Origin of the sequence: Salidesulfovibrio brasiliensis JCM 12178 (genome assembly GCF_001311825.1) — a bacterium.
GTDB lineage: Bacteria > Desulfobacterota > Desulfovibrionia > Desulfovibrionales > Desulfovibrionaceae > Pseudodesulfovibrio > Pseudodesulfovibrio brasiliensis.
The window spans coordinates 17,596-39,967 of record NZ_BBCB01000009.1; the positions used below are offsets into that span (position 1 = coordinate 17,596).

General features: G+C 60.4%; 21 protein-coding genes and 4 pseudogenes. 16 read left to right on the forward strand and 9 right to left on the reverse strand.

The genetic code is table 11. The features are described from left to right. The first annotated feature begins 2 nt into the window (after positions 1-2). Complete coding sequence (locus JCM12178_RS04665) at positions 3-512, forward strand: chemotaxis protein CheW (protein ID WP_054649198.1); 510 nt, start codon at positions 3-5, stop codon at positions 510-512. 205 nt (positions 513-717) lie between these two features. Here JCM12178_RS04665 and JCM12178_RS04670 read toward each other — a convergent pair whose 3' ends face one another. The 4 genes from JCM12178_RS04670 to JCM12178_RS04685 all read right to left on the reverse strand — a co-directional run bounded on the left by JCM12178_RS04670 (position 718) and on the right by JCM12178_RS04685 (position 3,757). Further along, a complete protein-coding gene (locus JCM12178_RS04670; protein ID WP_054649200.1) occupies positions 718-1,362 on the reverse strand; it encodes a hypothetical protein in 645 nt (214 codons plus the stop codon). Positions 1,363-1,549: 187 nt separating this feature from the next. Next, a complete protein-coding gene (locus JCM12178_RS04675) occupies positions 1,550-1,975 on the reverse strand; it encodes a GtrA family protein (protein ID WP_054649202.1) in 426 nt (141 codons plus the stop codon). Positions 1,976-1,978: 3 nt separating this feature from the next. Further along, entirely contained in the window at positions 1,979-2,911 is a 933-nt protein-coding gene (locus tag JCM12178_RS04680; protein ID WP_054649204.1) for a glycosyltransferase, read from the reverse strand. Between the two features lie 117 nt (positions 2,912-3,028). After that, entirely contained in the window at positions 3,029-3,757 is a 729-nt protein-coding gene (locus tag JCM12178_RS04685) for a GntR family transcriptional regulator (protein WP_054649206.1), read from the reverse strand. 290 nt (positions 3,758-4,047) lie between these two features. Between JCM12178_RS04685 and JCM12178_RS04690 the strand changes: the two genes are divergently transcribed. The 6 genes from JCM12178_RS04690 to JCM12178_RS04715 all read left to right on the forward strand — a co-directional run bounded on the left by JCM12178_RS04690 (position 4,048) and on the right by JCM12178_RS04715 (position 9,316). Beyond that, positions 4,048-5,106, forward strand: a complete 1,059-nt coding sequence (locus JCM12178_RS04690; RefSeq protein ID WP_054649208.1) for an extracellular solute-binding protein — start codon at positions 4,048-4,050, stop codon at positions 5,104-5,106. Positions 5,107-5,186: 80 nt separating this feature from the next. Next, entirely contained in the window at positions 5,187-6,269 is a 1,083-nt protein-coding gene (locus JCM12178_RS04695; RefSeq protein WP_054649210.1) for an ABC transporter ATP-binding protein, read from the forward strand. Positions 6,270-6,271: 2 nt separating this feature from the next. Next, positions 6,272-7,126, forward strand: a complete 855-nt coding sequence (locus JCM12178_RS04700; protein WP_054649212.1) for an ABC transporter permease — start codon at positions 6,272-6,274, stop codon at positions 7,124-7,126. Beyond that, complete coding sequence (locus tag JCM12178_RS04705; RefSeq protein ID WP_054649214.1) at positions 7,123-7,977, forward strand: ABC transporter permease; 855 nt, start codon at positions 7,123-7,125, stop codon at positions 7,975-7,977. The genes JCM12178_RS04700 and JCM12178_RS04705 overlap by 4 nt, the downstream gene beginning before the upstream one ends. Then, the gene (locus tag JCM12178_RS04710; RefSeq protein ID WP_054649216.1) at positions 7,977-8,825 is read left to right on the forward strand and encodes a glycerophosphodiester phosphodiesterase; all 849 of its coding nucleotides are present in this window, start codon (positions 7,977-7,979) and stop codon (positions 8,823-8,825) included. The genes JCM12178_RS04705 and JCM12178_RS04710 overlap by 1 nt, the downstream gene beginning before the upstream one ends. A gap of 155 nt (positions 8,826-8,980) precedes the next feature. Further along, complete coding sequence (locus JCM12178_RS04715) at positions 8,981-9,316, forward strand: zinc ribbon domain-containing protein YjdM (protein ID WP_054649218.1); 336 nt, start codon at positions 8,981-8,983, stop codon at positions 9,314-9,316. A gap of 77 nt (positions 9,317-9,393) precedes the next feature. On the opposite strand, the pseudogene gap reads toward JCM12178_RS04715, so the two are convergent. From gap to JCM12178_RS04740, 5 genes and pseudogenes are all read right to left on the reverse strand, one after another. Continuing rightward, positions 9,394-10,412, reverse strand: a pseudogene (gene gap, locus JCM12178_RS04720) (type I glyceraldehyde-3-phosphate dehydrogenase). A 48-nt stretch (positions 10,413-10,460) separates the two neighbouring features. Then, positions 10,461-10,802, reverse strand: coding sequence for a GAF domain-containing protein (locus JCM12178_RS20655; RefSeq protein WP_369404460.1), 342 nt, complete (start codon positions 10,800-10,802; stop codon positions 10,461-10,463). 326 nt (positions 10,803-11,128) lie between these two features. Next, entirely contained in the window at positions 11,129-11,938 is an 810-nt protein-coding gene (gene modB / locus JCM12178_RS04730) for a molybdate ABC transporter permease subunit (RefSeq protein ID WP_245628618.1), read from the reverse strand. Next, positions 11,939-12,646, reverse strand: a complete 708-nt coding sequence (modA, locus tag JCM12178_RS04735) for a molybdate ABC transporter substrate-binding protein (protein ID WP_054649220.1) — start codon at positions 12,644-12,646, stop codon at positions 11,939-11,941. A gap of 11 nt (positions 12,647-12,657) precedes the next feature. Then, complete coding sequence (locus JCM12178_RS04740; protein WP_054649222.1) at positions 12,658-13,728, reverse strand: LeuA family protein; 1,071 nt, start codon at positions 13,726-13,728, stop codon at positions 12,658-12,660. A 321-nt stretch (positions 13,729-14,049) separates the two neighbouring features. Here JCM12178_RS04740 and nifH point away from each other — a divergent pair. From nifH to JCM12178_RS04785, 9 genes and pseudogenes are all read left to right on the forward strand, one after another. Then, a pseudogene (gene nifH / locus JCM12178_RS04745) lies at positions 14,050-14,876 on the forward strand (nitrogenase iron protein). A 33-nt stretch (positions 14,877-14,909) separates the two neighbouring features. Further along, complete coding sequence (locus JCM12178_RS04750; RefSeq protein WP_054649270.1) at positions 14,910-15,254, forward strand: P-II family nitrogen regulator; 345 nt, start codon at positions 14,910-14,912, stop codon at positions 15,252-15,254. After that, on the forward strand, positions 15,251-15,622 hold the full coding sequence (locus tag JCM12178_RS04755) for a P-II family nitrogen regulator (RefSeq protein WP_054649224.1): 372 nt from the start codon (positions 15,251-15,253) through the stop codon (positions 15,620-15,622). Before JCM12178_RS04750 ends, JCM12178_RS04755 begins: the two co-directional genes overlap by 4 nt. 56 nt (positions 15,623-15,678) lie before the next feature. Beyond that, positions 15,679-17,316 (forward strand): nitrogenase molybdenum-iron protein alpha chain, encoded by a 1,638-nt coding sequence (gene nifD, locus JCM12178_RS04760; RefSeq protein ID WP_054649226.1) that lies wholly within the window; start codon positions 15,679-15,681, stop codon positions 17,314-17,316. A 10-nt stretch (positions 17,317-17,326) separates the two neighbouring features. Further along, positions 17,327-18,706 carry a nitrogenase molybdenum-iron protein subunit beta gene (nifK, locus tag JCM12178_RS04765; RefSeq protein WP_054649228.1) on the forward strand — a complete coding sequence of 460 codons (1,380 nt, stop codon included), beginning with the start codon at positions 17,327-17,329 and terminating at the stop codon, positions 18,704-18,706. 128 nt (positions 18,707-18,834) lie between these two features. Continuing rightward, positions 18,835-19,136, forward strand: a pseudogene (locus JCM12178_RS04770) ((2Fe-2S) ferredoxin domain-containing protein). Between the two features lie 9 nt (positions 19,137-19,145). Beyond that, positions 19,146-19,604: a GNAT family N-acetyltransferase gene (locus tag JCM12178_RS04775; protein ID WP_054649230.1), complete on the forward strand. Its 459-nt coding sequence runs from the start codon at positions 19,146-19,148 to the stop codon at positions 19,602-19,604. A gap of 9 nt (positions 19,605-19,613) precedes the next feature. Then, positions 19,614-21,007 (forward strand): annotated as a pseudogene (gene nifE / locus JCM12178_RS04780) (nitrogenase iron-molybdenum cofactor biosynthesis protein NifE). Beyond that, complete coding sequence (locus JCM12178_RS04785) at positions 20,997-22,364, forward strand: nitrogenase component 1 (protein WP_054649232.1); 1,368 nt, start codon at positions 20,997-20,999, stop codon at positions 22,362-22,364. Before nifE ends, JCM12178_RS04785 begins: the two are co-directional and overlap by 11 nt. Positions 22,365-22,372: the final 8 nt, after the last annotated feature.

The window sequence follows — 22,372 nt, forward strand, 5'->3', positions numbered from 1 at the left end:
TCATGGATACCAACGCAAGAGCAAGCTCTTTGGGGCAGTACCTGACGTTTACGCTGGGCAATGAGATCTTTGCGCTCGATATCGCCAGAGTACGGGAGGTTCTGGAACTGACGACCATCTCGGACATCCCCCGGACGCCGAAGTACATGCGCGGTGTCATCAATCTGCGGGGTCATGCGGTTCCGGTCATGGATATGCGCATGAAGCTCGGCATGAACATGGTGCAGGACACCGTTGACACCTGTATCATCATAATGGAGGTGGCGTTCGGCGACGAAGACGTGGTCCTCGGTGCGCTTGTGGACTCGGTCCGCGAGGTTTTCGAGATGGCTGAAAACGAGATCGAACCGGCCCCGCGCATGGGAGCCGCGATCAACGCCGAGTACATCATGGGCATGGGCAGGCAGGAGGACAAGTTCATAATAATCGTTGATGTGGACTCCATATTCTCACAGGCCGAACTGCAGGCAGCTGCGGATTCCAACAAGACCCCGACTGAAATGGCCGCCTGAGGACTGCACAGGACGGACTCCCCTCCTCCTATTCAGTGATAGGGCAGAAGCGCAGTGACGCTTCTGCCCTTGTCTGTTTTGAATGGGCTGTCCAGCAAGCCGTGTCCGTTCCAAAGTGATAGCGCCGGGCCATTGCCCAATCGTTGTACGGCCACGTCCAGCGGAGCTTTCGTCAGCCCGGTGGTCACGTCTATCAGATCAAGTGTTATCTGATTCGATAGTGAATGAGTTCGAGGTGGGGCGGTGTAAAACGTGTGTTTTCAGGGAGACTCATCAAGCAGAATCGTTTCAAGTCAAGGTTGCCTTTGGATTCCAGCTTGTATGCGGAAAGGGTTGACTGTAGCTGACCAAAGTTTTGTTCTGAAAAGGCGTGCTGAACCGTTTCCCACGCCTGACCGATCTCTGTGGTCCCAACAATGCAGTTAATTTGCCCTGACCACTGGAAGTCGTCTTTCAACGCTGTCCATTGGTTCCAGTATTTTTGCGCCAAGGTGTATTCCCCGTGGCGTTTGAGGTGGCTCTGATACTGCTTCGTTATTTCAAGCACGGTGTCGGAGGAAAACGCTCTTTCGGAAAAAAGCTGCCTGCGGTGGTACACTTGACAGGCCGCACGCCAAGCGTCTCCAGGGGCCTTGATGCGGTTTTTCAATTCAAGAAGCCACACATTGTGTGCGTTGTCTATGAACATGAAGTCTATTGACGGGTACTGCCATGTTCTGGATGCATCGTTTATCTCCCACTTATCCGGCATTACCTCTCTTGCTATGAGGTGAAGGGGTTCGCCATCGATCGTGAGATTGTCGTCGATCCATATCCTTTCCAGCGCTGGTTGCAGTTCCCACTCTGTCATTTCATGTTCTCCGTTTCTTGATATTTAGCATAGATAATTGCGATCTGATTAAATACAACGTTTTTTATATCAATGCGAGCAAAAAAAAGATGCATTGACGTCGTGTGGTAAAAAAGCGTTGAGAAAGGGGGGCTGGATTACTGGACGCTCTGCGTGATTGTGAAAGCGGCCAAAGTTGCGGTGGAGACTATCTCTGCCGCTTCATGCGGGACCCGGAGGCGACCTTTTTGGCGCGGAAGACGAAGAATTTGGCCATCACGTAGTTGAAGGCCAGAGCCACGATGGAGGCCACGGCCAGCGGGATGATGAGGTGCTTGGGCGCAAAAAGGATCAGCCACGCGCTGTAGACCGTGTAGTTGACCCCGGCGCCGAGCGCGTTGGAGACATAGTAACGGCCCAGTTCCTTGAGGATTCCGTCACCGGCGGGCGTAAACGTGACGTTGCGGTGGTACACCCATGTCACGGCGATGGCGATGATGATGGAAAACACGCGGGACGTGAACGGGTCCATCGCCAGTTGCTCCAGAAGGAGCACGATGCCTGCGTCTACGGCGAAGCCGAGCGCGCCGCCGACGCAGTATCTGGCAAATGAGCCGGTCAGGAGGCGGCGCATGGTCTACCTTCTCGCCTTGGGGGCTGCTCCCAGATAGGCAAGGCGCTTGGTCTCGAGCCGCCCCCGGCATACGCTGTCAAGAACGAGCCCGGCAGTGAGGCTCACGGCCGAAAGGATGCCGAGTCCGGTGGCGAGCACCGCTGTCGGCAGGCGCGGAACAAGGCCCGTTTCCAGCCATGTGAGGATGACCGGCGCGCCAAAGAGCATCGAGATGAGGGCGAAAAGGGCTGCGGCAAAGCCGAAGAAGCGAAGCGGCGAGACTTCCTTGAACAGCCACATGATGGTCATGAGGATGCGCCAGCCGTCCCGGTACGTGCTCAGCTTGCTGGTGGAGCCTTCGGGGCGGGAGTAGTAGGGCGTGTGGACCTCGGCCACAGGCAGCATCAGTTCGGCCGCGTGGATGCTGATCTCCGATTCGATCTCGAAGCCGGAGGAGAGCGCCGGGAACGATTTGACAAACCGGCGTGAGAAGACCCTGTAGCCGGACAGGATGTCGGTGAAGACGTCGCCGAAGCAGGCCCGGAATATTCTGTTGAACATCAGGTTGCCCCATTCGTGACCGCTGCGGTACGCCTCGCCGGTGTTTTCCGCGACCTTGCGGACGCCTACCACCATGTCGAGTCGTTCCTCTTTCAGCTTCCGGATCATCATTTCGGCGCTTGGGGCGTCGTAGGTGCCGTCGCCGTCCGCGAGCACATAGATGTCGGCGTCAATGTCCGAGAACATGCGGCGAACCACGTTCCCTTTGCCCTGACGGTTCTCGGTCCCGACGATCGCTCCGTGACGCTTTGCCACGGCGATGGTGTCATCCGAGGAGTTGTTGTCATAGACGTAGATTTCGGCCTCGGGCAGAGCCTCGCGAAAAGCCTCGATAACACCGCCAATGGCGGCTTCCTCGTTGTAGCAGGGGATGATGACGGCAACGGAATCACTCATGTATCAACTCATTTTCTGGTTGGTTGGGCACGCATTGTTCAAGGCGGAAATACAATAAAACCGGAAAGAGATAAATGGTAGAGATGGGGCCGGGCATGGTGGGGCGAGGTCCGGGATTTATGTTTCGGGAGAGAAGTTGCTGCGAAGCTCGATGGAGTCCGCGCGCCAGTATTCGTAATCCACCTGCACCACCTGCCCGGTCCGGGACGTCTTGACGCGGCGGAAGAACACGCCCGGATAGCGGACGGGAAGATCGAGCAGCCCGGCCATGCGCTCCCTCAGGCTGATGGGCCGGATGAGCAACGACTTCTGGAAGAGTTCGATCCCGTAGTCGTCGCGGAGAACGTCGGTCATGGGCCGGGTGATGATCTTGGGCAGGAAGCCGGGGCAGACCTCGGCCAGAAAGAAATATTCCGAATAGTAGACCGGCTGTCCGTCCAGCGTGCCGGTCTCGAAGACATGGAAAAGCGGCGTTCCTTCCGCCACGCCAAAAGACTCCTGAAGCTCTCCGGTGGTCTGCGTGGTTCCGCTTTCGCGAACCTGCCACGCTGGCTCAAAGCCCTGTCTGCGGGCCAGCCTGTCGAAGTTGACGTGCTCGCGGCTGGGATCGAATATCAGGCGCTGACCGCTGGCGAACCAGCCTTTTCTGCCGGAACGGTATATCTTGCCCTCGCGCTCCAGTATCCCGAGCGCATGCCGAACCGTGTTTCGGTTGACGCCGAACTGCTCGGTCAGTTCCCGTTCGGTGGGCAGCCTGTCATGCGAGGACAGCGATCCCTGACGAAGCTGGTCAAGAATGTGTCGCTTGACCTGCATGTATTGAGGCTTCTTTTTTGTTTCTTCCATGATTTGTGTTGTTTATACACAGTTATTTCATCCGCGCAAGAAGGTTATTCTTTGCGTTCATGACGTTGGTTTGCAACAGAAACGTCAAGAATGAATGCAAGACCTTGCGTAGATTCAGCTGATTGGGTTAACCCAAATGAGGGGGAGGTCGCAACAGGTGAACTCGCTTGCTGCGACCACAGGCCTTAGACTGGCCGGGCGTCTGTTCGCCGGGCCGGGGTTATCCTGCCTGATTGGAGGCAACCGTTTGGATTGTCGTTCTTTTCCATTCAAAAAAGGTGGAGTAGATCATGAAGAGGATTGTAGTTTTCGCTTTGCTGGCCATGTTCGTACTGGCGGGTACCGCCCGTGCGGAAACGCTGAAAATTCTTACCTGGAAAGGGTACGCCCCGCAGAAACTGATCGACGCGTTCGAGAAGGAAACCGGCATTGATGTCGAAGTGACCTTCTCCAACAACGAGGAAATGATCGCAAAACTCAGGGCTACTCGCGGCGCAGGATTCGACCTCGCCCAGCCCTCTCAGGACCGCATCTCGTCCGTTCAGGAAAAGTACAACCTGTACCAGCCCCTCGACTATTCCCGCATTGATTCCGCGCTGTTCATCCCGTCCATGCTCGAAGCGGTGAAGAAGAACACCAAGGTCAGCGGCAAGTCCTTCGCCGTTCCCTTCTGCTGGGGTACCTCCGGTCTGATCGTTAACAGCGACAAAGCCCCCGGCGCTGATTCCTTCAAGGCGCTCATCGATTCCAAGTACAAGGGCCGCGTGAGCTACCGCCTGAAGCGGCCGACCCTGATCGCCATGGGCTTTGCCCTCGGGTACAATCCGTTCGATCTCTATGATGATCCCAAGGCGTACAAGGCAATGCTTGACAAGATCGCCGACACCCTCATCGAAGCCAAGCCCATCGTGAAGAACTACTGGGCCAACGGCGACTCCCTGCTCGAATCCATGCGCTCCGAGGAAGTCTTCGTGGCCATGGCCTGGGACGCTGGCGGATGGAAGCTGCACGCCGACAACAAGGCCATCGACTTCAAGGCTCCGAAGGAAGGCGCGCTGGGCTGGATCGACACCTTCACCATCCCCAGCAAGGCCGAGAACGTGGACGCCGCCTACAAGTGGATCAACTTCATCATGAAGCCCGAGAACGCCGGTTACTTCTCCTCGCAGGAAAAGTACGCCACCGCCTCCAAGGGCGCGCTCAAGTACACCGACAAGGAAGTGGCCGCCAACTTCGACCGCTCCTTCCCGCAGGAAACCATCGACAACATCAACTGGTATCCGCCGGTTCCGGCCAATCTGGAACGCATGGAAGGCATGGTTCTGGACAAGATCAAGGCCGCGCAATAGCCTGCTAGACCATCATCCGCACCGGGGCGGAGAGCCGAAAAGGCTCTCCGCCTCTTTAACGCTGCAACCACCAAAGAGTTATGACCAACGATCTTTCTGTCCGTTCCATGGTGAAGCGATTCGGCGAGTTCGCCGCCGTTGACGATGTCACGTTCGATGTCCCGACCGGATCGTTTTTCTCAATCCTCGGCCCCTCGGGCTGCGGCAAGACCACGCTGCTGAGGATGATCGCCGGGTTTGACGAGCCCACTTCCGGCACCATCGAAATCCGGGGCCAGAACATGCTCGGCGTACCGCCCAACAAGCGGCCTGTGAACCTTGTCTTCCAGCACCTCGCGCTTTTTCCCATGATGGACGTGGCCGAGAACATCGCCTTCGGCCTCAAACGGCGTGGGATTGCTGCTTCCGAGGCGCGGAAAAGGGTGGACACCATGCTGGAACGTGTCGGCCTGCCCGGATACGGCGAAAAACGTATCGAACAGCTTTCGGGCGGCCAGAAGCAGCGCGTGGCCATTGCCCGCTGCCTCGTGCTCGAACCCTCCGTGCTGCTGCTTGACGAGCCGCTGGGCGCGCTGGACCTGAAACTGCGCGAACAGATGAAAGTGGAGCTGAAAAAGCTTCAGGCCAAAGTCGGAACCACGTTTATCTACATCACCCACGACCAGTCCGAGGCGTTGGTCATGTCCGACCGCGTGGCCGTGATGAACAAGGGCCGCTTCGAGCAGGTGGGGACGCCACAGGAGCTTTACGGAGCGCCGAGCACACCGTTCGTGGCGAAGTTTGTGGGAGAGAACAATACGTGGAAGGCCGCGGTGACAAAAAGCGATTCCGGCGGCGTGGAACTCAAGACCGACGAAGGCTATTCGTTCATCGCCAAGGCCAACGCCGACTGTCGCGAGGGCAGCAGGATGGACCTCTTTCTCCGGCCGGAGGCCATGCGCATCGAGCCGCGCGACAGGGCCGGGCTGAACGTTTTCGACGTCACCGTGAAGAGCATCCTCTTCGACGGCGCCAACAGCCGCCTGCTCACCACCACCCGCGAAGACCATGAACTGCTGGTGACCCTGCCGCAAAACCGCCGGTTCGATCATATCGTGCCGGGCGACGAAATCTCAGTGGGCTGGCATCCCGATTCCGGCATCTGTTTCGAGGCGGAGGAGTAGCCATGCAGCGTTCCCGTCTGGTCTTCTGGATATTCTGCGCCCCGGTCCTCTGCTGGCTGTTCCTGCTGATCGTCCTGCCGCATCTGGACCTGCTCCGCATGAGCTTTCGCGGTGAGAACGATTACGGCGACATGGTCTGGACCTTCCGCAATTACAAGACATTTTTCACCGAGCCCATCTACTGGCTGACCTTCGTGCGCACCGCCCTGTACGCGGTCATCACGACCTTCATCACGTTCCTGTTGGCCATGCCGGTGTCGTTCTACATCGCCAAGCTGGCCCGTGCGCGCATTCAGGGCGCGCTGGTGATCCTGCTGCTGTTGCCGTTCTGGGTCAGCGAACTGGTCAGAATCTACGGCTGGATGATCCTGCTGCGCGAATCCGGCGTGCTGAACTTCTTTATGCTCAAGCTCGGCATAGTGGATACGCCCATCGAGATGCTCTACAACGATGCCACCATGATCATGGGGCTGGTCTACACCTCCATGCTCTTCATGGTCGTGCCGCTGGTCTCGGTGATGGAGAGCCTTGACGACAGCCTCATCGAGGCGGCCCACGACCTCGGGGCAGGGCAGTTCACCATCTGGCGGACCATCATCCTGCCGCACTGCAAGCCGGGCATCACTTCCGGCTCCATCGTGGTTTTCATGCTCACGCTCGGGAACTACCTCACGCCGAACCTCATGGGCGGCAAGAACTCCCTGTGGTTCACCGAGCAGATTTACAATCAGTTCATCGCCAGCTTCAACTGGAATCAGGGGTCGGCATTCGGCTTCCTGCTGCTGCTCCTGAGTTCGTTCATCATCTGGCTGGGCCTCAGGCTCACGAGACAGAAACTCGACGAGGTGGCCTCATGATCCGCTCTCTGCCGAGAAGCAAGACCTACGACTGGTCGTTCAACTGCTTCATACTCCTTTATTTCACGTTCCTGTTCGCGCCGTTGGTCGTCACCTGCGTGCTGGCCTTCAACGACTCCAACTTCCCGTCCCTGCCGTGGCAGGGCTTCACGCTGGACTGGTTCTTTTCTGCCGGGCCGGACCGCATCGGCCTGTTTCACGACGACCAGAACCTCCGGTCCATCCTGACCAGTTTTCAGACCGCGTTCTTCGTCTCCATCTTCAGCGTGGTGGTGGGCACCTGCGCCAGCTTCCTGTTCGAGAAGGAGACGTTTCGGTTCAAGGGCGCGCTGTACTTTCTGATGCTCGCGCCGCTGGTCATTCCGGGCGTCATCCTCGGCATCTCGCTGCTGCTGGCGTCGAACACGGCCGGGACCTACTTTGACAGAACCTTCGGCCTCGACATCGACATATTCCGTCCCAGCTTCTGGCTGGTGGTGCTGGGCCAGTTCTCGTTTATCACCACCTTCGTGACGCTGGTGGTCTCCGCGAGGCTTCGCAAGTTCGACCACTCGCTGGAGGAGGCCGCGCTCAATCTCGGGGCCACCCAGCTGGGCGTCATCTGGCACATCACCCTCAAGTTCCTGCGTCCCGCCATCATCGGCGCGGGCGCGGTGGCATTCCTCATGAGCTTCGAGAACTTCAACACGACCCTGTTCCTCGTGGGTTCCGAGCCGACCCTGCCGATCAATCTCTATCTGCAGGTCCGCGACGGCAGCACCCCGGTCATCAACGCGGTCTCCCTCATGCTCATCGTCGGCACGTCCCTGCTGGCGCTCGTCAACTTCTACTTCACGCGAAAGGAGCAGTAGTGTTCTTCGATCATCTCCCCGGCGCGGGATACGTGTGCGCTCATCGCGGCGCGCGCGCCCTTGCGCCGGAAAATACCATGCTCGCTGCCCGGCGCTGTCTGGAGCTTGGCGCGGACCTGTGGGAAATAGACGTCCACAAGGTCGCCGACGGCACCCTCATGGTCTTCCATGACGATGTGTTGACCCGGACCACCGACGTGGAGACCGTAACAGCCTTCGCCGACCGTGAACCGTGGCCGACCCACGCCTTCACCGCCGGGGAACTTCGGCAACTGGACGCGGGCGCGTGGTTCGCCGAGCAGGATCCCTTCGGGACAATCGCGGGCGGTGATGTGCGTGACGAGGACATCAAGCAGATGGCCGGACAGCGGATTCCGGCGCTCAGGGAAGCGCTGGAATTCAGCCGCAAAAACGATTTCCCAATGAACCTCGAAATCAAGGATCAGAAGCAGTCGCCGGGCGATCTCTCCATTGTCGCCGACATTCTGGCAATGCTGCGCAAGACCGGGATGGACGAGCTTGTGCTCATCTCGTCCTTCAATCACGACTATCTGGCGGAAATGCACCGCCTCGCACCGGAAATCCCGGTGGCCGCGCTGGTGGAGGGCAGCCATCCCGAAAATCTGCCGCAGTATCTCCGTTCATTGGGGGCCAGCGTCTACCACCCTTGTCAGGACATCACCGACGCCGCACTCGTGCAGAGCCTGAAGGAGCAGGGCATCCGCGTTTCGCCGTTTACGGTCAACGACATGGAGCGGGCGCTCTCGCTGGTTGATGCCGGATGCTATTCGATCATTACGGACTACACGCACACCCTGCGTCGGCGTCTTTCCGAAAGGCGGCGTTGATATCTGAAGAGGGGCGTCGGGAAGCTCCAAACCCGGCACTTTCCTTTTCTTCGTCTGTCGCATAAGGTGCTTCCGCCTCCGAATACGGCCTGTTGATCCACGCCGGTTGGCGGATAACAGTCAGGGCGGGCACAACCAGCAACAAGTGGGAAATCATGGAAAATCTACCGAATTGTCCGCAGTGCGGCTCCGAATATGTCTATTCCGACGGCAGCATCCTCAACTGTCCCGAGTGCGGGCACGAGTTTCAGGCCGAGGACGCGCAGGAGCGTGTCTACAAGGACATGAACGGCAACGTGCTTGTGGACGGCGACACCGTCATCGTGGCTCAGGACCTGAAGGTCAAGGGCGCGTCCTCGTCCATCAAGAAGGGCACCAAGGTCAAGAACATCAAGCTCGTGGAGCCCGAAGACGGAGTGCATGACATCTCCTGCAAGATTCCGGGATTCGGCTCGATGATGCTCAAGACCTCTGTGGTGAAGAAGGGCTGACGGGCCAAATCGTCAGAACGAGGAAATCCCCCGCAGGCCATGGCCTGCGGGGGATTTTTCTGTTGGGACGGGAGAGCCTAGAGGCCCTGTTTCGCCATGTAGTCGATGAGGTCTGCCACGCGGCAGGAGTAGCCCCATTCGTTGTCGTACCATGCGTATATTTTGGCAAGGTTGCCGCTCTGGACCACGGTGAAGTCCGCTTCCACGATGCTGGAGAACGGGTTGCCGATGTAGTCGGACGAGACGAGCGGCTCCTCGCTGTAGTCGAGGATGCCCTTCATGGAGCCTTCGGCCGCCTTTTTGAGCACTGCCTTCAGGTCCTCGGTGGTGGTGTCCTTTTCCAGAACCGCCACGAAGTCCACCAGCGAGACCGTGGGGGTCGGCACGCGCACGGAGTAGCCCTCGAAGCGCCCCTTCATCTCGGGGATGACCAGCGCAACGGCCTTTGCCGCGCCGGTGCTGGTGGGGATCATGTTGCAGGCCGCGGCCCGCGCTCGCCGCAGGTCCTTGTGCGGCAGGTCGAGGATGCGCTGGTCGTTGGTGTATGCGTGCACCGTGGTCATGACGCCCTTGCTGATGCCGAAGGCTCGTGGACCACCTTGACGATGGGCGCGAGGCAGTTGGTGGTGCAGGACGCGTTGGACACGACGTGATGCGTTTTCGGGTCGTAGAGGTGCTCGTTCACGCCCATGACGAGGGTGATGTCCTCTTCCTTGGCCGGGGCCGAGATGACGACCTTTTTCGCGCCCGCCTCGATGTGCTGGGAGGCGGTGGGGCCGGTGCGGAAGATGCCGGTGGCTTCCACCACCACGTCCACGCCCAGCTCGCCCCAGGGGATGTGCCGGGGGTCGCGCTCGGCGAAGTTGCGCACCGTGAAGTCATCGCCCACGTGGAAGGTGTCGCCGTCCACGGTGATGTCCACGGGCAGGCTGCGGTAGCTGGTGTCGTGACGCAGCAGGTGGGCGTTGGTGTCGATGTCGAAAAGGTCGTTCACCGCGACGACCTCCACGGTGTCGCGATGGTATTCCCAAATGGTCTTGAGTACCTGACGGCCGATGCGGCCGAAGCCGTTGATGCCGACTTTTATCTTGGCCATGATATCCTCCTGAAGCGTTATGCGCGCTTTGGATGGCGGTTCGTGTTCCTAGTCTTCGAACACGCGGTAGTTGAATTCGTTTGCCAGTTCACTGGCGCGCTTGAGCGCCTTGTACATGCGCGCGTTTTCCAGCGCGAGGCCGGAGAGGTCGGCAATGCACTGGAGGAAGTCCATTTCTTCTTCGCTGAAGACGCGGCTCTCGCCGGAGTAGACGCGCAGTACGCCGATGACCCTGTCGCGGGCGTTGAGCGGCACCACCACGAGGGAGACGATGCCTTCGGCCATGGCTTCCTTGGGGTACTGGAAGCGGTCGTCCGCGCTCACGTCGGTGATGGTCACGGTCTTGCCCTGCAACACTTCCTGATCCAGCCGGCTCTTGCCGACTTCCACGGGACTTGCGGGCGTAGCGGTCGCTGAGACCGTAGAAGCCGCCGGGCTTGAGCATGGTTTCGCGGGTGTCGAGAACGCGGATGAAGCAGCCCTTGGCGTCCATGGCGCGAGTTACCTGCTCGGCAATGGCGGCCATGACTTCGGAAGGGTCAAGGCTGGAGTTCACGGTTCGGGCGATGTCGTAGATGGTTTTGTAAAGCCGTTGGCTCATATCGTACCTGCCTTGCTCGAGGTTCACGTGCGGAGTCGCGGCTCGCCCGAAGCGTTCCGCGACTCCACCTGTTATTCAGAATTTGTCTGCAACTGTAGGGCAAGTGTCGTCGAATTCAAAGGAATTTCGTAACACTTTGACTCCGTTGATGTGCAAGGCGGTATGGGCAAGGCTGCTTAATGTGTTTCCTGCGGCTCTGCGGTCCTGCACAGCGACGCGGATCCGGGCGCCTTTGTCGCACTGTGCGCGGCACTGCGGGAGCGCACGATCTCGGCGTGCCGTTTAACGCGCCCATGAAGAGCAGCACGGCGTAGCTTACGCCAAGCAGCACGAGGGAGAGCAGGCCCGCCGCATGGTAATCAAGCATCTCGGCGTGCTCGAAGATGGCGATGGAGGCCACGCGGGTCTTGCCGGGGATGGAGCCGCCGATCATGAGCGCGACCCCGAACTCGCCAACCGTGTGTGCGAAGACGAGGGCGGCCGAGGCAAGAATGCCGCCGCGTGCGTTGGGCAGGACCATGTAGCGGAAGACCTGAAGGCCGGTCATGCCCTGCGAACGGGCCGCCTCGAAGATGCCGGGGTCGATTTTCTCGAAAGCGGTGCGAAGGGGCAGCACCGCGAACGGCAGGCTGTAGATCATGGAGCCGAGGACCAGCCCCTCGAAGCTGAAGACCAGCGGCGAGCCTGTCATGGCCTGCCACGCCGCGCCCAGTGGCGAGTGAGGGCCGAAAGCCATCAGCAGACCGAGCCCCAGCACCGTGGGTGGCATGACCACCGGGAGGTTCACAGAGGCTTCCACGAATCGCCTTCCCGGCATCTTGGAGTACGCAAGAAAATGTGCCAGCGGCAGGCTTGCCAGAAGAAGCATCGGGGTGACGCAGAGCGCCAGCTTCACCGTCACGTATAGGGCTGTCCAGTCCATCATTCATACCCATAGTGTTTCTTGATTGCCGCGGCCTCCGGGGAATCGAGCACATAGCGGAAGAAATCGTGCGCGTGGGCATTGCCAGTCAGCACGCAGGCCGCCTGCCTGACGGCAGGGGCTTCGGGCACCGGCCAACCAGATGCCGTTTCCGGCCGAAATGGCCTGCGAGCGCGCACAGAAGGCGGCCTGTGCCGCGCCAGTGTGGGCAAAATGGAAGGCCTGCCCCACGCTCTTGCCGAACACCAGCCGGGAGCGCGTGGCATCGAGCGCGCCCTTGGCCTTGAGCGCGTCGAGCGCAGCGGCTCCGTATGGTGCGGTCCTCGGATTGGCTGCGCCGATGTATTCAAATGATTCCAGCGCAGTAAACCAGTTGTCCGCCGATGATTCCCGGCTCGTCCAGAGCACCACGCGGCCGGTGGCGTACGGCTCGGGTTTTTCGGCCTTACCCTGTTCATGGAGCAGGTCCGGGCGTTTCTCGTCGGCCGCGAAGAAGATGTCGTAGGGCGCGCCGTTTTGAATCTGCCCGAAGAGCATTCCGGTGGAGCCGAAGGTGAGCAGGACTGTGATGCCTGTGGAAGCTTTGTATTCGGCGGCGATCTCCTTCATGGCTGCGGTGAAGTTGGCGGCGCAGGCCACGGAGACTTCTTCGCCTCGGGCGTTGCCTGCCATGAGCAGCACGAAGATGAAGGCGAGAATGTGTCGTTTCATGCCGTTCTCCTTCAGTTTCTCGTCGGTTCCATGATTTCGGTCAGCTCCAGCGCGCTCTCCGGGCGCGACGACGCTGCCCGCTCCATGAAGACGATTTCGGCGGACAGGGCATGGTTCAGCCAGTCTCCGGCACTTGCCGCGCCGCTTTTTTGGCCGAAGCCGAGCCGCCTTGTGCCGGAAACTCGGGCAGGATCGTAAGGCTCGAACAGCTCCACGTCCCGTGTCATGCCGTGCAGGTGCAATCCGGTCTCGCAGGAGAAGATGTCGCTTCCCACGACCGGGGTGTTGCGGGGTATTTGAAGACGCGCCAGTTCTGCCACGCGCTCGCAGGCGTGGGCGAGTCCCTCAAGATTGTAGCGGCTTGTTTTTGCTGCAAGCGCCGAGTGCGCGGCGAGCTGTTCCGTGGCTGCCAGCCCGGAGCGCTCGCCGATGCCGAGCAGGCTTCCGTCAGCCCAGTCTGCCCCGGCTTCCAGCGCGCTGACGGCGTTTGCCGTACCCATGCCGAAATCGTTGTGACAGTGCACGGCGAGGTCAATGGCGAGTACGCTCCGTAGCGCTTCCACGGTTCGCATGGTTTTGGCGGGTGTCCACACGCCCACGGTGTCCGACAGCCGGACCCGGAACGCTCCGGCATCCTCGGCGGCCAGAGCCAGTCTCGTCAGCAGGCGTTTCGGGGTGCGCGAGGCGTCCTCCAGCCCGACGGAAACTTCCATGCCGTGGCTCCTTGCCGCTGTAACGACGTCGGTCATGCGCCGCACCAAGGTGCGCCGGGAGACGCCGAGGCGTTTGCGTCGGTGCTCGTCCGAGGCCGGAACGCCGATGTTGATGCGTTTCACGCCGAGGGCCGCAGCGCGTGCCACGTCGTCCTCGCGGCAGCGGCTCCAGACGGAGATGACCGATGCGCCGAGTTTCGGCCCGGACCACTGGCAGAAATCCTTCAGGTCCGGGCAGCCGATCCAGCCTGCTTCAATCTCTTCGATGCCCACCGCGTTCAGCGCCAATGCCAGCTCCCTGCGGTCAGCAAAGGTGAGCCGTACACCGAACATCTGTGCGCCTTCGCGAAGGGTGGTGTCGATAAGCATGGTCGCTCCTTTGGCTTCGTATTCTTCATCCATACCAAGGCAATTGCGGTGCCAAGTTGGCCCGCTTTCATAACCTATCTGTATTACAGGGGTTCATGTGTGGGACAGGGGAGCGGCGGCAGGCTGCGTAATTGTCGTTTCCTACATTTTCGTAGCTACATACTTGTAGGTTGCGACAAAAAACGCAGTGGGCGGAGTCGTGTGTCGTTTCGATGGTTTAAGTAATTATTTCAGATTGTTGAGTGTGCGTTTTTCGTGATGGCACGGCGGTTGCCTTACAGGGAGTGTTTCAACACGCAAACCCAAGACGGAGGACATTCCATGAGAAAGGTAGCCATTTACGGAAAGGGCGGTATCGGCAAGTCCACCACCACCCAGAACACTGTGGCCGGGTTGGCCGAGATGGGCCGTCAGGTCATGGTCGTTGGCTGTGACCCCAAGGCTGACTCCACCCGCCTGCTGCTGGGCGGGCTGGCTCAGAAATCCGTTCTCGACACCCTTCGTGAAGAGGGCGAGGACGTGGAACTCGAGGACATCCGCAAGAAAGGCTTCGGCGGCTCATGGTGCGTGGAATCCGGCGGCCCGGAACCGGGTGTGGGCTGTGCGGGGCGCGGCATCATCACCTCCATCAACATGCTCGAATCCCTCGGGGCCTACGAGGAAGACGAAGACCTCGACTACGCCTTCTATGACGTTCTCGGCGACGTTGTCTGCGGTGGCTTTGCCATGCCCATTCGCGACGCAAGGCCGAGGAAATCTACATTGTCTGCTCCGGCGAGATGATGGCCATGTATGCGGCCAACAACATCTGCAAGGGGATCATGAAGTACGCCCAGTCCGGCGGCGTGCGCCTCGGCGGGCTCATCTGCAACTCCCGTAACGTGGACAACGAAAAGGAGATGATCGCGGAGTTGGCCCGCAAGCTGGGCACCCAGATGATCTACTTCGTCCCTCGCGACAATGACGTGCAGCGCGCGGAGATCAACCGCAAGACCGTCATCGAGTGGAACGGCGAAGCCAATCAGGCCAACGAATATCGCGGACTGGCCAAGGCCATCGACGAGAACGAGATGTTCGTTATCCCGAATCCGCTGGAGATCGAAGAGCTGGAGCAGCTGTTGCTGGATTACGGCCTGCTGGAAGCCTAACCAATCGAATTTCAAGGAGAGAAGACAATGACCATGATTATGATTCGAGCCATCGTGCGACCGGAAAAATCCGACGATGTTCTGGCCGCGCTGATGGATGCGGGGTTTCCTGCGGTAACCAAGTTTTCCGTGGCGGGGCGCGGCAAGCAGCGGGGCATCAAGATAGGCGAAGTGACCTATGACGAGATCCCCAAGACCATGCTCATGAGCGTGGTGCCCGCGACGGACAAGGAGTTCGTCATCAAGACCATCATGGAGGCCGCCCGTTCCACCGGCAAGGGCGCGTTCGGCGACGGCAAGATTTTCGTCAGCGACGTGGAAGAGGTCTACACCATCTCGTCCGGTGTGAAGGAACCGGCGGAGGAGGCAGCGGCATGAAGGAAATCGTCGCCGTCGTTCGCATGAACATGATGAACAGGACCAAGGCCGCGCTCACCGAAGCGGGCGTGGACGCCTTCTTTGCCAACGAGGCGCAGGGACGCGGCAAGGGCTTTGCCGACCTGAAGCTCCTTGAAGGCGCGGAGAAGGGCTACGAGGAGGCAATCGAGCAGCTCGGCGAGGGCAAGCTCTATTCCAAGCGCATCCTCACTGTGGTGGTCCCGGAGGAAGAGGTGGATGGCGTTGTCCGGACCATCATCAAGACCAACCAGACCGGGAAGCCCGGCGACGGCAAGATATGGGTACTGCCCGTGGCCGACGCGGTTCGGGTCCGTACCGGTGAAAGCGGCGAGAAGTCCATCAGCTAACAGGCCGCCCGGATGACTGGATCATCCGAAGGGCTTGCAAATAAAGGAGTTTCAATATGGCGACCAAAAATAAGCTGGTGCAGTGGGATCCCGTGGACATCAAGGAGGAGATGCTCAAGAAGTATCCCCCGAAGGTGGCGAGGAAGCGCGCCAAGCAGATTCTCATCAACGAGGCCGAGGGCAGCGAAACGCCCGAGATCGCGGCCAACGTGCGCACCGTGCCCGGCATCATCACCATGCGCGGCTGCACCTACGCGGGCTGCAAGGGCGTCATCATGGGCCCCACCCGCGACATCGTGAACATCACCCACGGCCCCATCGGTTGCGGGTTCTACTCCTGGCTCACCCGCCGGAACCAGACCGACGCAAGCGACCCCGAGGCCGAGAACTACATGACCTACTCGTTCTCCACCGACATGCAGGACGAGGACATCATTTTCGGCGGGGAAAAGAAGCTCGAAGCGGCCATTGAAGAGGCCTACGAACTCTTTCACCCCAAGGGTATCTGCGTGTTCGCCACCTGTCCCGTGGGGCTTATCGGCGACGACATCCACGCCGTGGCCGCCAAGATGAGCAAGAAGTACGAGGACTGCAACATCTTCGCCTTCTCCTGCGAAGGCTACAAGGGCGTCAGCCAGTCCGCAGGCCACCACATCGCCAACAATCAGGTCTTCAAGTACCTCGTGGGCGAAAACGAGAAGCCCGTCAAAGGCGACTACAAGATCAACCTGCTCGGCGAGTACAACATCGGCGGCGACGGGTTCGAGATCGACCGCATCCTGAACAAGTGCGGCATCACCAACGTGGCGACCTTCTCGGGCAACTCCACCTATGACCAGTTCGCCTCTGCCCAGCACGCCGACCTCTCCTGCGTCATGTGCCACCGGTCCATCAACTACGTGGCCGACATGCTGGAGACCAAGTACGGCATCCCGTGGATCAAGGTGAACTTCATCGGCGCGGAGGCGACCGCCAAGTCGCTGCGAAAGATCGGCCAGTACTTCGAGGACAAGGAGCTGATGGACCGCATCGAGGCCGTCATTGCCGAAGAGATGCCGGATGTCGAGGCCATGCGCGAGGAAGTGCTCCCGCACACCTCGGGCAAGACCGCCATGCTCTTCGTGGGCGGCTCCCGCGCGCATCACTATCAGGAACTCTTCGGGGAAATGGGCATGAAAACCATTTCGGCCGGATACGAGTTCGCGCATCGCGATGACTACGAAGGCCGCGAGGTCATTCCGAATCTGAAGGTGGACGCGGACTCCCGCAACATCGAGGAGATCGAGGTCTCGCCAGACGAGGCGCTCTACAGGCCGCGCAAGACCGACGAACAGACGCAGGCGCTGGAGGCTGCCGGGTTCCGGTTCAAGGAATATGACGGAATGCTCCCCGACATGGACCACCGCACCATCATCGTGGACGACCTGAACCAGTATGAGGCCGAAAAACTGGTGGAGATCATGCAGCCGGACATTTTCTGCGCCGGAATCAAGGAAAAGTACTCCATCCAGAAGCTCGGCGTGCCCATGAAGCAGCTGCACAGCTACGACTCCGGCGGCCCCTACGCGGGCTTCCGCGGCGCGATCAACTTCTACAAGGAGATCGACCGCCTCGTGACCAGCAAGGTCTGGAGCTACATGAAGGCACCCTGGCAGGAAAACCCCGAACTCTCGGCCACCTACGTGTGGGAATAAGGATGACGCCATGACGTTACTCAGACATACGCCGAAAGAGATCACCGAGCGCAAGGCGCTTGCCATCAACCCGGCCAAGACATGCCAGCCCATCGGGGCCATGTACGCGGCGCTCGGCATCCACGGATGCCTGCCGCACTCCCACGGCTCGCAGGGCTGCTGCGCCTATCACCGCTCGACCCTGACGCGGCATTACAAGGAGCCCATCTCCGCCGCCACCAGTTCCTTCACCGAAGGGGCGTCCGTGTTCGGCGGGCAGGCCAACCTGTTGCAGGCCGCAAACAACATCTTCAGCGTCTACGAACCCGAGGTCATCGCGGTGCACACCACCTGCCTGTCCGAGACCATCGGCGACGACCTGAAGCAGATCATCACCAAGGCCCGCAAGGACGGGAAGATTCCCGAAGGCAAGGAAATGCTCGGCGCATCAACGCCCAGCTACGTCGGATCGCACGTCACCGGCTTCTCCAACATGGTCAAGTCCATGGTCTCCACCTTTGCCAAAAACACCAACGAGCGAAACGGCAAGGTGAACATCATTCCCGGCTGGGTGGAACCGGCGGACATGGAAGAGGTCAAACGCATCGCTGCCATGATGGGTGTGGACATCACGCTCTTTCCGGATACCTCGGGCGTGCTGAACGGTCCGCTCTCCGGCGAGTACCGCATGTTCCCCGAGGGCGGCGTGACCATCGAGGAGCTGAAGGACAGCGGCAACGCCATCGGCACCATGGCGCTTGGCGAGTGGTGCTCGGCAGACGCTGCCCGCTGGCTGGACAGCAACTGCAAGGTGCCGTGCACCGTGCTGGACATGCCCTTCGGCCTGAAGGCCACCGACCGCTTCGTGGATACGCTTCGCGTCATCGCCGGAACCAGTGTTCCCGATAGCTTGGCGCATGAACGCGGGCAGCTCGTGGACATGATCTCGGACATGCACCAGTACACCTTCGGCAAGAAAGTTGCCATCTGGGGCGATCCGGACCAGCTCATCAGCATGTGCGAGTTTCTGGTGTCCATGGACATGTGGCCCGTGCACGTCGTCACCGGCACGCCCGGCAAGCGTTTCGAGGCCCGCATCAGGGAAATCACCAAGGACCTGCCGTTCGACATCAACGTCAAGGCGGGCGGGGACATGTTCCTGCTGCACCAGTGGATCAAGAACGAGCCCGTGGACCTGCTCATCGGCAACTCTTACGGCAAGTACATCGCCCGGGACGAGGACACTCCGCTCATCCGCTGGGGGTTCCCGATTCTGGACCGTGTGGGGCACCAGTACTTCCCCACGCTCGGCTACAAGGGCGGCCTGCGGCTGCTGGAAAAGATGCTCAACGCCATTCTCGACCGCAAGGACCGGGACGACCCCGAGGAGACCTTCGAGCTCGTGCTCTAGCCCTGACACCACAAAACCACCCGGCAGAAACCTTCCGCAGGTGCGGGATTCCAAAGGGGCAATGCCCCTTTGGCCGCCGGGAAAAACAATCCTGAAAGTCATTCAACCACAACCAAGAGGAATCGCACATGGCAACAACCGAGCGCACCATCCTTCTCTGTCAGAGCTTCCGCGCAGGCGGCGATCCCAAGGGCATCTGCCACAAGCAGACCGACGGTTTCTGCAGTACATCGAGGAAGAGGTCATCGACCGCGGCCTCGACTGTCTGGTGACCGCCACGAGCTGCCTGAAGCAGTGCGAGCAGGGGCCGGTGATGGTCGTGATGCCCGAGAACTGGTGGTTCAAGGGCGTGGACAGCGAAGAGGCCATCGACGCCATTCTCGACGGTGTCGAAGACGGCGAGCCCGCAGCCGAATACCTCATCGCCTAGGAGCCGCCGATGTCTGCCGCAGAATATGTCATCCGTCCGGCCAGAGCCGAGGACATCGCGTCCATGTGCTCGCTGCTTTCGGAGCTGTTTTCCATCGAATCGGACTTCTGTCCGGACGAGGGCAGGCAGCGCCGGGGGCTGGCCATGCTGATGGAGGACGCACGCGGGCAGATGGTGGTGGCGGAGAAAGACGGCAGGACTGTCGGAATGTGCACCGGGCAACTGGTCATCTCCACGGCCGAGGGCGGGTATTCGGTTCTGGTCGAGGACCTTGTGGTCAGCGAGCAGTGCCGTCGGCAGGGCGTGGCTTCGGCCATGCTGGAGACCATCATCCACTGGGCTTCGATAAACGGTGCGACGCGGCTGCAACTGCTGGCTGACTGCGACAATCAGGCCGCGCTCGATTTCTACGGACGCATCGGCTGGGACAGGACCAACCTCGTCTGCATCAGGCGAAAGGAACACTAGGGGAGAGCCATGAGCAACGCCGGAACCATACTCGACGAACGGCGGGCGCAGGTCGTCCGCAGCGGAAGCGGCGACATCGAGATCGCCTGCAACAGGGAATCCCTCGCCGGGGCCGTGAGCCAGCGCGCCTGCGTGTTCTGCGGCTCCCGCGTGGTGCTGTATCCCATCGCCGACGCCTGCACCTCGTGCACGGCCCGGTGGGATGCGCCGCGTACACCTGGGATATCCGGGGCGCGCTCTCCAGCGGCAGGGAACTACACCGCCTGAGCTTCACCACCGATCTCAGGGAAAAGGACATCATCTTCGGCGGCGAACCAAAGCTCGAAGCCGCGCTGATGGAACTCATCGAGCGCCATGAGCCCAAGGCCGCGTTCGTCTATTCCACCTGTATCGTGGGACTCATCGGCGACGACCTCGAAGCCGTGTGCCGCAAGGTGGCGGACAAGACGGGAATCCCGGTGCTGCCGGTGCAGTCCGAGGGGTTCAAGGGCAGCAAGCGCGAAGGGTACCTCGCGGCCTGCAACGCCATGTTCCGGCTGGTGGGGACCGCTGACGTGTCCGATATCCCGGAACTCTCCGTGAACATTTTCGGCGACTTCAACATCGCCGGTGAGACGTGGATCATCAAGGAATACCTTGAGCGCATGGGCCTGACCGTGGTGGCGAGCGTCACCGGGGATGGCCGGGTCGACGATCTTCGCCGCAGCCATGGCGCGTCGCTGAACATGGTCCAGTGTTCGGGAGCGACCCTCGATCTGGCGAAGATGATCGAGGAAAAGTACGGCAAGCCGCATTGCCGGGTTTCGTGGCTCGGCATCGAGGATATGGCCGACTCTCTTTACAAGGTGGCCGAATTCTTTGCGGACAAGGACCCGGAGATCATGGCCCGGACAACGGAGCTGGTTCGCAGCGAACTGGAAGGCATCCTTCCCGGGCTGGCCCGTTACCGAAAGGATTTGGAAGGCAAAAAGGCCGCGGTTTACGTGGGCGGCGCGTTCAAGGCCTTCTCGCTCATCAAGTCGTTCCGGCACCTCGGCATGGAAGTGGCCGTGGTCGGGTCCCAGACCGGGACGGCGGAAGACTACGCCGAGCTGGCCGAAGTGACCGATCCCGGCACCATCATTGTTGATGACGCCAACCCGCTGGAGTTGCAGGAGTTCATCAAGGAAAAGGATGTGGATGTGTTCGTGGGAGGGGTCAAGGAACGGCCCATCGCCTTCAAACTGGGCGTCGGCTTCTGTGATCATAACCATGAGCGAAAGATACCGCTGGAAGGGTTCGTGGGCATGCTCAACTTCGCAAAAGAAGTGCACGCCTCGGTCATGAGCCCGGTCTGGAATTTTGTCCCGCGCAGGGAAAAGAGACACCGCAACGCGGGCAAGGAGTGCAGTCATGACAGGTAATCCCGCGAGCAAGAACGCCGTATCCACCACAAACGCCTGCAAGCTCTGTACGCCGCTTGGCGCGAGCCTCGCCTTCAAGGGCGTGGAGGGGGCGGTTCCCTTCCTGCACGGTTCGCAGGGCTGCGCCACCTACATGCGCCGCTACATCATCTCGCATTTTCGCGAGCCTATCGATATCGCGTCCTCGGCTCTTGGGGAAAAGCATGCTGTTTACGGCGGCGGCCCGAACCTCAAGAAGGGCATCCTGAACGTCATGAAAAAGTATTCGCCGAGTCTCGTGGGTGTGGCCTCCACCTGCCTCACCGAGACCATCGGTGACGACATGGGGTTGATACTGCACGAGTTCCGTAACGATTTCGGCGATCTTGACCTGCCGGACGTGGTTCATGTCTCCACGCCCAGCTATCAGGGCACCCACTCCGACGGGTTCAATCGCGCGGTACATGCCCTCGTGGATCAGCTGGCCGACCCGGAGGCGGCGAAGAGCGAGCGCGTGGCCCTGTTCCCCGGCATGGTCTCCCCGGCGGACATCAGGCTGCTGAAGGACATCTTTCGCGAATACGGCCTGACGCCCACCGTGCTTCCTGACATTTCCGAGACCCTCGACGGTCCCGCGCTGGAAGATTACGAGCCCGTGGCTTCAGGTGGCACGCCCGTCAGTGAGATCAAGGCGCTTTCCGGCGCGGCTGCGTCCGTGGAGTTCGGCTCCTGCCTGCCCAAGGATTCAGCGGGGCTGTGTCTTGAAAAACGCTTCGGCATTGAGAATGACCGTCTGCGCATACCGCTCGGCATCCGCGGGGCCGATGCCCTGCACGACGTGTTGTGCGAGCTCTCCGGACTTGAATGCATGCCGCGCCGCTACAAGTTGGAACGCGGGCGGCTGGTGGACGCCTATGTGGACGGCCACAAGTACGTCTTCGGCAAGCGCGCGGTGGTTTACGGCGAGGAAAACCTCGTTGTGGCGCTGACCGCGTTTCTGGCGGAAATCGGCGTGCAGCCGGTGCTGGTGGGGACGGGTGCCGAGGGCAAAGGCATCGCCGCCTCCATCGAAGCGGCCTGCGAGGGGGTACTCCCGGAGCTGCCGCTGGTGCGCGAAGGCGTGGATTTCCATGACATCGCCGAGGAGGCCGAGACCATGTCGCCCGAACTGGTGCTCGGAAACTCCAAAGGCCAGCGCTACGCCCGGGCATGGAACGCGCCGCTCATCCGGGTTGGGTTTCCCATCCACGACCGTTTTGGCGGGCAGCGGCTCAAGACCGTCAGCTACGAAGGCACGCAGGAGCTGTATGACCGCATCGTCAACGCCCTGATCGAGAAAAAGCAGTCCGACAGCCCTGTCGGCTGGGGATACATCTAGGAGGCAGT